The sequence below is a fragment of the Flavobacterium sp. MAHUQ-57 genome (assembly GCF_051908335.1).
Classification (GTDB): Bacteria; Bacteroidota; Bacteroidia; order Flavobacteriales; family Flavobacteriaceae; genus Flavobacterium.
This window is the reverse complement of sequence record NZ_JBPZTE010000007.1, coordinates 1690841-1703560: the sequence shown is the minus strand read 5'-3', so window position 1 is coordinate 1703560 and position 12720 is coordinate 1690841. Positions and strand designations below refer to the sequence as shown.

At 35.6% G+C, this 12720-nt stretch carries 13 protein-coding genes; 12 read left to right on the top strand and 1 reads right to left on the bottom strand.

What is annotated here, in order from left to right; translation table 11 throughout:
- Positions 1-279 precede the first annotated feature (279 nt).
- From ACS8MM_RS15600 to ACS8MM_RS15550, 11 genes are all read left to right on the top strand, one after another.
- Positions 280-1026 (top strand): electron transfer flavoprotein subunit beta/FixA family protein, encoded by a 747-nt coding sequence (locus ACS8MM_RS15600; protein ID WP_379718744.1) that lies wholly within the window; start codon positions 280-282, stop codon positions 1024-1026.
- A gap of 71 nt (positions 1027-1097) precedes the next feature.
- Positions 1098-2066 (top strand): electron transfer flavoprotein subunit alpha/FixB family protein, encoded by a 969-nt coding sequence (locus tag ACS8MM_RS15595; protein WP_379718741.1) that lies wholly within the window; start codon positions 1098-1100, stop codon positions 2064-2066.
- Positions 2067-2170: 104 nt separating this feature from the next.
- A complete protein-coding gene (locus ACS8MM_RS15590; RefSeq protein ID WP_379718738.1) occupies positions 2171-2794 on the top strand; it encodes a bifunctional nuclease family protein in 624 nt (207 codons plus the stop codon).
- A gap of 46 nt (positions 2795-2840) precedes the next feature.
- The gene (locus tag ACS8MM_RS15585; protein WP_379718735.1) at positions 2841-3665 is read left to right on the top strand and encodes a thymidylate synthase; all 825 of its coding nucleotides are present in this window, start codon (positions 2841-2843) and stop codon (positions 3663-3665) included.
- Between the two features lie 27 nt (positions 3666-3692).
- Positions 3693-4715: an energy transducer TonB gene (locus ACS8MM_RS15580; RefSeq protein WP_379718732.1), complete on the top strand. Its 1023-nt coding sequence runs from the start codon at positions 3693-3695 to the stop codon at positions 4713-4715.
- Positions 4716-4722: 7 nt separating this feature from the next.
- Positions 4723-5748 carry an energy transducer TonB gene (locus ACS8MM_RS15575; RefSeq protein ID WP_379718729.1) on the top strand — a complete coding sequence of 342 codons (1026 nt, stop codon included), beginning with the start codon at positions 4723-4725 and terminating at the stop codon, positions 5746-5748.
- A gap of 3 nt (positions 5749-5751) precedes the next feature.
- The gene (locus ACS8MM_RS15570) at positions 5752-6168 is read left to right on the top strand and encodes an energy transducer TonB (protein WP_379718726.1); all 417 of its coding nucleotides are present in this window, start codon (positions 5752-5754) and stop codon (positions 6166-6168) included.
- 436 nt (positions 6169-6604) lie between these two features.
- A complete protein-coding gene (locus tag ACS8MM_RS15565; RefSeq protein WP_379718723.1) occupies positions 6605-6934 on the top strand; it encodes a 2TM domain-containing protein in 330 nt (109 codons plus the stop codon).
- Positions 6931-7416 carry a dihydrofolate reductase gene (locus ACS8MM_RS15560; RefSeq protein WP_379718720.1) on the top strand — a complete coding sequence of 162 codons (486 nt, stop codon included), beginning with the start codon at positions 6931-6933 and terminating at the stop codon, positions 7414-7416. The genes ACS8MM_RS15565 and ACS8MM_RS15560 overlap by 4 nt, the downstream gene beginning before the upstream one ends.
- A 509-nt stretch (positions 7417-7925) precedes the next feature.
- Positions 7926-8657: a bifunctional demethylmenaquinone methyltransferase/2-methoxy-6-polyprenyl-1,4-benzoquinol methylase UbiE gene (gene ubiE, locus ACS8MM_RS15555; RefSeq protein ID WP_379718717.1), complete on the top strand. Its 732-nt coding sequence runs from the start codon at positions 7926-7928 to the stop codon at positions 8655-8657.
- A gap of 5 nt (positions 8658-8662) precedes the next feature.
- Positions 8663-9373: a porin family protein gene (locus ACS8MM_RS15550; protein ID WP_379718715.1), complete on the top strand. Its 711-nt coding sequence runs from the start codon at positions 8663-8665 to the stop codon at positions 9371-9373.
- A 23-nt stretch (positions 9374-9396) separates the two neighbouring features.
- On the opposite strand, the gene ACS8MM_RS15545 is transcribed toward ACS8MM_RS15550, so the two are convergent.
- Complete coding sequence (locus ACS8MM_RS15545) at positions 9397-10131, bottom strand: TrmH family RNA methyltransferase (protein WP_379718711.1); 735 nt, start codon at positions 10129-10131, stop codon at positions 9397-9399.
- A gap of 36 nt (positions 10132-10167) precedes the next feature.
- Between ACS8MM_RS15545 and tamL the strand changes: the two genes are divergently transcribed.
- Entirely contained in the window at positions 10168-12711 is a 2544-nt protein-coding gene (tamL, locus tag ACS8MM_RS15540) for a translocation and assembly module lipoprotein TamL (RefSeq protein WP_379718708.1), read from the top strand.
- Positions 12712-12720: the final 9 nt, after the last annotated feature.

The window sequence follows — 12720 nt, the reverse complement described above, 5'->3', positions numbered from 1 at the left end:
TAAAGGAAACAAAAAGAAAACAACCTAAACAAAACCATTACCAGACCACTACCTTACTAAATACAAATCCTTCTTTACTACTGACTATTAACTACATAAGACTAAAAAAACCTCAATCAAACAAAAACCAATCATCAAAAACAACCAGAAAACAATACACAATCAAAAAAAGAAACGAAAACGAAATAGTTTTTAAAAAAATATTATGCACGCATAGTATTATTCCGTTTTTTTGCTTAAATTTGTGCTTCAATTTTGTAAAAACCAATTTATTAAACGATGAAAATATTAGTTTGCATCAGCCACGTGCCTGATACTACTTCAAAAATTAACTTTACCAATGGTGATTCAGAATTTGACACTAACGGTGTACAATATGTAATTAATCCAAATGATGAATTTGGTTTGACAAGAGCTATCTGGTTCCAAGAACAACAAGGCGCTAACGTGACCGTTGTGAACGTTGGAGGACCGGACACTGAACCAACATTAAGAAAAGCATTGGCTATCGGTGCAAACGAAGCTATCCGTGTTAACGCGAATCCAACTGACGGTTTATTCGTAGCGAAGCAATTAGCAGAAGTAATTAAAGCCGGTGGTTACGATTTAGTAATCGCAGGTAGAGAATCTTTAGATTACAACGGAGGAATGGTTCCTGGTATGATTGCTGGAATTTTAGGTTCAAACTTCGTTAACTCATGTATCGATTTAAAAGTGGAAGGCAACAATGCTACTGCAGTTAGAGAAATCGACGGAGGAAAAGAAACCGTTACAACAACTTTACCATTGATCGTAGGTGGTCAAAAAGGTTTAGTGGAAGAGAAAGACTTACGCATCCCGAACATGCGCGGTATCATGACCGCTAGAACTAAAGCATTACAAGTGCTTGAACCAGTTGGTGCTGATGTAGCTACAAAAGCAGTGAAATTTGAAAAACCAGCTCCTAAATCGGCAGTGAAATTAGTAAGCCCTGATAATTTAGACGAATTAATCAACTTATTACACAACGAAGCTAAAGTGATCTAGTTTGAAGCAACTGTTCCCTCAAAAAGGAACTTTACACTTTAAACTTTTTAACATTAAAAATTTAAGAAATCATGTCTATATTAATATACGCAGAATCAGCAGAAGGAAAATTCAAGAAAGTAGCTTTTGAATTAGCTTCATACGCAAAGAAAATCGCCGAATCAACTGGCACAACCGTAACCGCATTAACCATTAATGCTGGTGATGTTTCCGAATTAGGAAAATACGGTGTAGATAAAGTATTAAAAGTAACCAACGATAAATTAGCCAACTTTACAGCTAAAGCTTACGCTGACGCTATCAAACAAGCAGCAGAAAAAGAAAGCGCTAAAATCGTTATCTTATCTTCTACTACAGATAGTTTATACGTTGCTCCACTTGTAGCTGTTAGCTTGAACGCTGGATATGCTTCAAACGTAGTGGCTTTACCTATAAGCATTTCTCCTTTCCAAGTGAAAAGAAATGCATTCTCTAACAAAGCATTCAATATTACTGAAATTGCTACCGATGTTAAAGTTTTAGCTATCGGTAAAAACAGCTTTGGCTTAGTAGAAGCTTCTGGAGCTGCTGCAGCTGAAGATTTTGCCCCATCTATTTCTGATGCCGATTTTGGTGTACAAGTTCAATCCGTTGAAAAAGGTTCTGGTAAAGTAACTATCGCTGATGCTGACGTAGTGGTATCAGGTGGTCGTGGATTAAAAGGTCCTGAAAACTGGGGTATGATTGAAGAATTAGCTTCAGTATTGGGTGCAGCAACTGCTTGCTCTAAACCAGTATCTGATTTAGGCTGGAGACCTCACAGTGAGCACGTAGGACAAACTGGAAAACCGGTAGCAACGAATTTATATATTGCTGTAGGTATTTCAGGTGCAATCCAACACATTGCAGGTATCAACTCTTCAAAAGTAAAAGTAGCCATCAACTCTGACCCGGAAGCGCCTTTCTTCAAAGTAGCGGACTATGGTGTTGTAGGTGACGCATTTGATGTTTTACCTAAATTAATTGAAAAATTAAAAGCCTTCAAGGCACAAAATTCATAATGCTTTTCTGAAGCAGTTCAAAAGAGTCACAATTTGTGGCTCTTTTTTGTTTCTACAACCCAAAGTTTTTTGTTACTTTGCAATGATATATTCACAGCCATAAAATGAGTTTAGTAAAGCTATCTATAAAAGGAATATCCTACAGTCAAACCCAGAACGGGGCCTATGCATTAATTTTAAATGAAGTTGATGGGGATCGAAAATTACCAATTGTAATTGGGGCTTTTGAAGCACAATCTATCGCAATTGCTCTAGAGAAGGAAATCAAACCGCCACGCCCATTAACCCACGATTTATTCAAGAACTTTGCAGAACGTTTTGACATTGTCATCAAACAAGTTATTATCCACAAATTGGTAGATGGTGTTTTCTATTCAAGTATGATTTGTGAACGAGATAAAATAGAAGAAATCATTGACGCAAGAACCTCCGATGCCATCGCATTGGCCTTACGCTTTAACGCACCTATTTTTACCTATAAAAACATACTGGATAAAGCAGGTATCTATCTAAAAGTAAATCCCGAAACAGAAAACCCGGAAGAAAACTTAGACGATATTCTTTCTACCCCTGAAACCTTCGGCTTGGAAGAAAGTAGCAATACCAAAAGCACCTATTCCAAATTTAGCCTTTCCGAATTACACGATATGTTAGAACAGGCCGTTCAGGAAGAAGATTATGAAAAAGCAGCCAGTATCCGAGACGAAATTTCGAAAAGAGAATCATAAAAAGAATGATGCGTCAAGCATAGACTCATAGAGTAAAGGAAGTAAAATGAAACAGTATTTAGATTTAGTAAAGCACGTTTTAGAAAGCGGAAATCAAAAAGGAGACAGAACAGGCACCGGCACTAAAAGTGTATTCGGTTACCAAATGCGTTTTGACTTAAGCGAAGGTTTCCCAATGGTTACCACTAAAAAACTACATCTAAAATCCATCATTCATGAATTACTTTGGTTCTTAAAAGGAGAAACCAACATTGCTTATTTAAAAGAAAACGGGGTGCGCATTTGGGACGAATGGGCCGATGATAACGGAGATTTAGGCCCGGTTTACGGACACCAATGGCGCAACTGGAACAGTGAAGAAATAGATCAAATCAAGGAACTTATCGAAACACTGAAAACTAACCCGAACAGCCGCAGAATGCTAGTTTCCGCATGGAATCCTTCAGTACTCCCTGATACTTCCAAATCGTTCGCAGAAAATGTAGCCAACGGAAAAGCCGCATTACCTCCTTGTCATGCCTTTTTTCAGTTTTATGTAGCCGACGGTAAGCTTTCGTGTCAATTGTACCAGAGAAGCGCCGATATCTTCTTAGGAGTACCATTTAACATTGCTTCTTACGCTCTATTCACACTAATGGTAGCTCAAGTATGCGATTTACAACCCGGAGAATTCATCCATACTTTTGGAGATGCACATATTTACAACAACCACATCGAGCAATTGGAACTCCAACTTTCCCGTGATCCAAGACCACTTCCGAAGATGATTCTAAACCCTGAAGTTAAAAACATCTTTGACTTCACATTTGACGATTTCACTTTAGTAGATTACGATCCACACCCGCATATCAAAGGCCAAGTGGCTATTTAATTCATCTGATAGATTAACCAAACAACAATGAAAAACGTTCTTTTGGTAGCTTTTTTTGTGGCTACTAATTTATTATGGGCTCAAAATAATACGGATAAAACAATTTATTTAGATTCTATCGAGAAGAACACAACTGAAGGAAACCATTTTTACACCCGAATCATCAAAGAGTATTCGTCAGAAAAAGACAATTACAAAGTTTTTGAATATTACAAATCGGGTCAACTCCGCAAAGAATACACCTTAAAAGACAAAACCAATCTGAATTCAAAAACAGGCATTCTAACTACCTATTCCGAAAACGGCATCAAGAAACAAGAACAGCAAATTTCAGATAGCGAAACCGGCATCGACTATACTACCAATTGGTACGAAGGAGGTCAGCTCTATCAAGAAATTGAATCTAATAAAAAAACGAAGATTACCACAGAAACCAATTATTACACCAACGGCAACAAGCTATCTATTGAAAAGAACAATTTCAGCATACCCAATGCAGGCCTAAACAATAAAATTATCCAAGCTTGGGACAAGAACAACAATCATACAGTAAAAGACGGCAACGGTAATTATCAAATCGAAACCGATTTCTTCAAAATAAACGGCGCAGTAAAAGACAGTTTAAAAGACGGCGAATGGATTGAACAAAATAAAGCAACCGGTGAGAAAATAATAGAAAAATTCAAAAACGGTAAATTCATCAAAGGCAAAAGAATCGAACTTGACGGAACGGTCATAACGTATGAAGAACAAGAAATAGCAGCAATGCCAGCAAGAGGCTATTCTGACTTTAGTCAATTCATCGCAATGTTTTTCGTTTACAGCAAAGAAGCGCTAAAAAACAACATTAGCGGCAAGGTAATTTTGGAGTTCATCATAGAAACCGACGGAAGCATCAACAACATAGTCGTAATCAAAAGCCTAGGATATGGATTGGATGAAGAATCCATACGAATTGTAAAAGAATATAAATCTTGGAGTCCAGGAAAAATCCGAGGAAAAAACATTCGAACACGATATCATCTTCCCTTACGTCTTACCGCACAATAATTTAAAAATGAGAAAAACACTTTACATCCTCTTGTTACTTAACAATATTCTGTTGGCACAAGGTAAAAAAGATAAAAAAATATACCTAGATTCACTTAAACGAGAAACCAAAGAAACCGGCCATCATTTTTACCGAATCATCAAAGATTATCGATTGGACCAAAAAGAATACCAGGTATTAACCTGCTATAAATCAGGCAAATTAGAAGAAGAAAAAACAATCGCTTATAAAGAAGATCATCAAGGAAGTTCTGGAACAATCACACAATTTTACGAAAACGGCAATCAAAAGCATCTGTTCATTCCTTATAACACAAACGATTCTATTCAAAGCAGAACAATTGATTATTTTGAGGACGGTATAAAATCATCTGAACTTGTCGCAACACATAAAGGCAAGAAAGCCACTCTTTATGAATATTACCCTAACGGAAAACAGAAAATGATCAAAGCTTTGGATTATGAATACCCAAACACTCTTCTCTTTTCTAAAACTCTTGAATTTTGGGACAAAGACGGCAACAAAACCATTACCAATGGCAACGGAAAGTACATATATGATGACCAGGACAAATCAATTACAGGCGAAATAAAAGACGGTAAGAAAGTCAACATATGGATAGAGTTCGATAAAAAAACAGAGAGAACCAACACAGTCCATTACAATGAACAGGGATACTTTCTTAAAGGAGAAACGGTATTTAAAAGTGGAGAAAAAAGATCTTTCAGCGAATATGAAGCCAAACCTATACCCAAAAAAGGATACCAGCATTTTGGTGAGTATATGAGTAAAAACTTCAATCCAACTCTTGAAGCTTTTAAAAACAAAGTCAGTGGGAAAATCATCCTCGAGTTTGTAGTGGAAAAGGATGGTTCCATAACCGAAATAAAACTGATTAAAGGCTTAGGTTTTGGATTAGATGAAGAAGCCATCCGTCTTCTGGATTCATATGAAGACTGGCATCCCGGTCTAATACAAGGAGAAGCTGTACGGGCAAGATTTACTTTTCCATTAACAATCAACTTAAAGTAAAACATGAAAAAAATATTTTCCATAACACTATTATTGTTTACGGCCGTTATTTTCGGACAGGAAACAAAGCCTACTGAAGATGAAAAAGAAGACAACAACATCTATTATTTAGCAGCTGTTCAAAAAATGCCCCAACCAAAAGATGGCCATTCGAGCTTAGGCCTATACCTAGCCAAAAATTTTAATTTTACACCTGAAGCAATCAAACAGAATATTAAGGGAAGAATTTTCCTTGAGTTTATTGTTGAAAAAGATGGTCGTTTGACGGATTTTAAAATACTCAAAGGATTAGGCTACGGATTGGACGAAGAAGCCATACGTGTCCTTTCCAATCACGAAAACTGGATTCCAGGTGAACATGAGGGCAAAAAAGTACGTGTTCGTTTCAACATTCCCATAGCCTTAAACTCAGCCAATTAAACCAACAAATGACAAAACATTTCACCAATTCTCTCTTATTGACAGGACTAGCGGTACTTGTTTATGCTTCAGGCTATATTCCGAACATTTGCGATACTTTTTTTGATCTCAACAATTGTAACGGTACAAACTACACAAGCCTCTTCGCAGGGTTATTTCTGTTTTGGGGTGTATTTTATCTCTTGTATATCTGGAAAGTGAATCTCAACTTTTCTATCGCAGCAAAAAGGCATTTTTTTATCTCCATTTTCCTATTGTCTTTAAATCAATGCATCATCGCTATATTAAATCCAGATAGAGCATCTATAGAATTCATCACAATACTCTCTTTACTATTATACATCATTTCAAGCGTATTTTTAATAATTCATAGTTTTCTAACTATTAAGAAAAAAAAGTAAAGTTTTTATTATCTTTAAATCCATAAAATTGACCTATGGACACCAACCAACACGAATTGTATGAATATGCCCGTTTGCGTTTGAAGCAAAAAAAACATTTGTACTTCCACTTTGTTCTTTTTGTATTGGGTAGTATTTTTTTTCTAATTGCCAATAAATTCCTGAATGTCATGCCAGAAACCCATTGGGCACTTTGGGCTATAACAATTTGGGCATTCATTTTTGTTCTACACTTTATCAGGGTATTCATCACTGATAGTTTTATGAATAAAAAATGGGAACGTGAGCAAATCGACAAATTGATTGCCAAACAAGAACGCAAAATAGAGCAACTGCAAAAAGATTTAGACAAAAACAACCAATGATTACATTAATTGCCGCAGCAGGTGAAAACAACGAATTAGGAAAAGACAATGATTTGTTATGGCATTTGCCGGATGACTTCAAAAGGTTCAAAGCGTTAACTACAGGGCATTTTATCATTATGGGCCGAAAAACCTTCGAAAGTTTTCCCAAACCGCTACCCAACCGTACCCATGTGATTATTACTCGAAGTAAGGATTATAATGTTCCGGAGGGCTGTATCGTAGTAAATTCATTAGAAAAAGCAATTACTACTTGTCCAAAAAAAGAAACAATATTCATCATTGGAGGAGGTGAAATTTACAAACAATCTATCGATCATGCCGATTGCATCGAACTAACCCGAGTTCACGGAACTTTTGACGCTGATACTTTTTTCCCTGAAATTGATTTTCAGAAATGGCGACTGATCGAATCTGAATTTCACGAAAAAGATGAAAAACACCAATTGCCTTTCACCTTTGAAACCTATCATAAAATCTAATTTGATTCCAAAAAAAAACATCTCCGAAGAGATGTTTTTTCTAATAATATCGTTTTCGGCATTTTCAATCAATGAATAAAGTTTTTAATGTTCCACCAAAATTATATTGGCCAAAAAAAACCGAGATTAGAATCTCTAAGTTATATCACCAAATACCACTAAAGTAATATAACAAAAAACTAAAATTTCCAAAAACAAATTTAACCCAAAGAACGTTTGTGACACTTTTTATGCAATTGGGTAACAACTGCAAAAGCTCGATTGAAAATTATTACAATTAACCGTGTCTGTTAATTCTTTTTTTTCTGCCACTAATGTTTAGAACATTTTAACGAGATTATCAGATTATAAATTTAAAACATTTTTTTAATAACCACAATACCAAATAGTTAGTATTTTGAAAAATACCTAATTTTGGTGATATAAACGACAAAAAACATCAATTATTCGTCGAAATACACTCTTTTAGCTATTAAAAATTTAATTCTATATTTGTTGAAAATTTTTTTATGTCAATCAGCACAAAACCTTATAAAAATTCCGACTCAACCAAGAAGGAACAAGTCGCTCAAATGTTCGATACCATCTCTTCAGAATATGACAATCTGAATCGAGTGATTTCGTTTGGTGTCGATGTTTCTTGGAGAAAGAAAATGGTAAAAATGATTGCTTCAAAGCAACCGAAAACCATTTTAGATGTAGCTACGGGTACAGGTGACTTAGCGATATTGCTTTCCCAAATCGAAGGCGCAAAAATCACAGGTTTAGACATTTCTTCAGGAATGTTGGAAGTTGGTAGACAGAAGATTGCACATAAAAATCTCAATAATCGTATTGAAATGGTTTTGGGCGATGGAGAAAAGATTCCTTTTGAAGACAATACATTCGATGCCATCACAGTAGCTTTTGGCATCCGAAACTTTGAAGATCTTGACGCCGGACTGCACGAAATACTTCGCGTTTTAAAACCCGGAGGACAGTTTGTTATTTTGGAAACTTCCGTACCGGAAAAATTCCCTTTCAAACAAGGATATAATTTTTACACTAAAAACATCATGCCGCTTATTGGACGCCTTTTCTCCAAAGACAAAGTTGCCTATAAATATTTATCCGATTCGGCATCAATTTTTCCTCATGGTGAACGTTTGAACAATATTTTACGTAATATTGGGTTTATAGATGTACGAAACCTTCCTCAAACGTTTGGGGTAGCCACTATTTACAGCGCATCAAAAAAATAACAGGAATGACTAAGAAACTTTTCATCATTTTATTGATTATCGTATCAGTTACAGCAAATGCGCAGATTTTCAGAAAAAGCATGTTTGCTAAAAAACCTATTGTCAATTTGGAAAACTTTGACAAACAAAGGATTCATTTTGGTTTTTATTTAGGCATTAACAACTACGATTTCAAATTTGACAAAAAATTGGATGGACAAGATATTATGGTTGACAGTCAAACTGGATTTAACGTGGGTTTGATTTCCAATTTACGCATTAATGATTATGTGGACTTGCGATTTGAACCCGGATTGTTTTATGGACAACGCAATTTAACTTTCCCGAACTTCACTGATCCAGTCGATCGACTAAGAGAAGTGAAATCAACTTATATCCATTTTCCTTTATTGGCCAAGTTTTCATCAAAACGACTAGGAAATGTAAAACCTTATGTAATCGGAGGACTTTCCAGCTCATTGAATTTATCTAGTAATGCAAAATCACCAGATGACAACTCTGCAAATCGATTCAGAATGATAAAAACAAGCAATAACTACGAATTAGGATTAGGTATTGACATGTATTTTGAATACTTCAAATTTTCTCCCTCCATTCGTGGTGTTTTTGGTTTGAAAAATGAAATCATTCCGGATAATGACCCTAACAGTCCATGGACAGGTAATATAGCCAGCATGTCGACTCGCGGAATTTTCATCAACTTCGCTTTTCACTAAAAATTCAACTTATTTCAGGTCTTTTATTTGTAGTGGATTCGTTTGAATTCACTTAATACAATTGCTGTGGCTGTGGCTACATTCAAACTTTCCGTTTGCTGTAAATCACCAAAACGAGGTATGCTTATTTTTTGAGTTATTGTATCTTCAACTGCTTTAGAAATACCATTGGCTTCATTCCCCAAAACAATAATACCTTCTTTAGGCAAATCGCATTGGTAAACAGTGTCACCTTCCATAAAAGTTCCAAAAATTTCTTTTGAAACAGATGTAAGATAATTTTCTAAATTCACATAAACGACATTGACACGCGAAATGGAACCCATGGTTGCCTGAACTACCTTCGGATTGTATAAATCTACCGTTTGTTCAGAACACACAATTTGCTGGACACCAAACCAATCACACAAACGAATTATAGTTCCTAAATTTCCTGGATCACGAATATCATCAAGCGCAACTACTAATCCTGTGTCATTAATCGCAACATCAGATGGAATCTTAAACAAAGCCAAACAATCATTTGCTGTAGTCAATGCTGATAGCTTTTTTAAATCAGCCTCTGAAACAATTGTCTTTTTTACTTTGGAAACATTCAAAAACAAATCATGAGTCACAAATAAATGTTCTAACTCAAAATCGGATCGAAGTAGCTCGTCAATCACTTTTACACCTTCTGCAATGAATAATTGATGTTGTTTTCGGTATTTTTTTTGCTGTAGGCTCGTTATAAGTTTTATTTGGTTTTTACTAACCATAAAAAAGTGTATTTTTGAATTAAATTTCTGATTCTTTTGAATAATTCCTCTACAAAAATAGTATTAATTCTTCTAACTGCAGTGCTTATCTCCGCATGTAATGCAGTAAAAAAGGTTCCGACCAATAGATCCCTCTTAATTAAAAACAAAGTAGAGGTAGACGGAAAACTAATCAAAGACGAAGCAGTAACTTCACAAATAGTACAACAACCCAATTCTGCAATTTTAGGATTTAAATTGCGAATGCACATGTACAATTTGGCTAAAAACAATACAGATTCAATATTCAGAGCAAAATACACTAAAAACCCTGAAAAATATTACAGAAAAGCCAAGTGGTTATCTAAAAAACAAGTCAATCGATTAGGAAAATCTTTCTGGTATTCTGGATGGCATAAGTTCCTGACAAAAACTGGAGAAGCTCCGGTAATTATCGATACTATAAAAGCCACCCGTTCCACTAAACGCCTAAGAGCTCATTATTTTGATGAAGGATATTTCGACGCCGTAGCCAAATACAAAATCAACTATTTAGACAACAAAAGAGGCACAATTGATTATACTGTAACCAAAGGCAAACCGACTTTTTTGGATACTATTTCGAGAAAAATACAATCCAAAGCAATCGACTCGCTTTATTTGACTGTAAAAAATCAGTCCAAAATTAAATTCGGGCAACAATACAAAACCGAAAATTTTGATGCGGAACGCAGCCGACTAACCACACTTTTCAGAAACAAAGGAATCTATAATTTCCAACAACAAAACATCCTTTTTGAAATTGATACTACAACAAAAAAAGCGCCCGTAATTGTCACAATCAATAATCGTGAATACAAAGCTGGCGATAGCATTAAAAGTCGCCCATTCCATATTTACAAGATAGGCGAAGTCGATATTCTTACCTACGACCTATCTACAAAAAACAAAAAGCAATTTATAGACAGCGCACAGTACAAAAACTTCAACATTTACAGTACAAAGAAACTACGTTATCGATCGAAAGCATTGACTGATGCTGTTTTCATCCAAAAAGACAGTCTGTACAGTGATGACAATAGAACTTTAACACTACGTTCATTGAGTAATTTGCGAGTTTTCAATTATCCCAACATCGAATACATTGAAGACACTATAACTAAAAAGTTGAACGTAAAAATACATCTTACTGCTAAGGACAAGTATAGTTTCAGAGCCAATGCTGATTTCACCCATTCCAATATCATGGATTTTGGTATTGCAGGAAGTACTTCATTTTCCATCCGTAATATTTTCAGAGGTGCCGAAATCCTTGAACTTGCTTTACGTGGTAATATAGGTGCATCTAAAGATTTAGCCAATCCAGACAATCGTTTTTTCAATCTTTCGGAAGTTGGTGCAGATTTACGCCTGACTTTCCCAAGAATATTCGCTCCATTTAATACGGATAAAATCATTCCGAAAAGAATGTTCCCGAATTCATTAATCAGTTTGGGTTTTTCAAAACAAACCAATATTGGTTTGGACAAAGAAAATTTGACCTCGACAGTTAGTTACAACTGGATTCCAAAAAAAAATACCGATATCAAATTTGATTTGGTTAACCTGCAATATGTCAAGAATGTCAACATTGACAACTACTTCAATGTATACAATTCTTCCTATAATCGTCTGAATGATTTGGCACAAGCCTACAACACAGAACCTGAATATATGGAAAACGGAAATCTAAGAATTCCAGACGGAGCCAACGATTTCATCATAGACGCATTAACTTCACCATACTTTCCAGGTTTGGAGCCCACAACAAGCGAATTCCGCAACATACAAAGTATCAAGGAGCGCAAAGACCGTTTAACTGAAAACAACTTAATTTTCGCATCCAATTTCAGCTTCAGCAAAAACAACAAATCGGATTTTGCCGACAAACAATTTTACAGTTTCAGAGGAAAAATTGAGACCGCCGGAAACTTTTTAACGCTTGTTTCAAGATTAGCCAATCAACCTGAAAACGAAAACGGAACTCGAAATATTTTCGGACTCACCTACTCTCAATACATCAAAACAGATTTCGAATTTATAAGACATTGGGATTTAAAACATGACAAATCATTTGCTTTTCGAAGCTTTTTTGGTATTGCAATTCCGTATGGAAATTCCAAATCAATTCCTTTTTCACGAAGTTATTTTGCAGGAGGAACGAATGATAACCGAGCATGGCAATCCTACAGCCTTGGCCCAGGTAGTTCTGGCGGTCTTAACGATTTCAACGAAGCCAACATGAAGATTGCTTTAAATGCGGAATTCCGATTCAAATTTTTTGGTGATTTAAACGGCGCTCTATTTGCCGATTGCGGTAACATATGGAATATTTCGGACAGCGAAACCGATCCAACCAAAGTCTTTTCAGGCTTCAAATCGTTAAAAAATCTAGCTTTAGGTACTGGAACCGGATTCCGTTATGATTTCAAATTCTTCATCGTTCGATTCGACTACGGTTTCAAAACCTACAATCCTGCCTTGATGTCGGGTGAAAAATGGTTTAAAGAAATGCGTTTCGATAAAGGTGTTTTAAATATTGGTATTAACTATCCATTCTAAAACTAAATT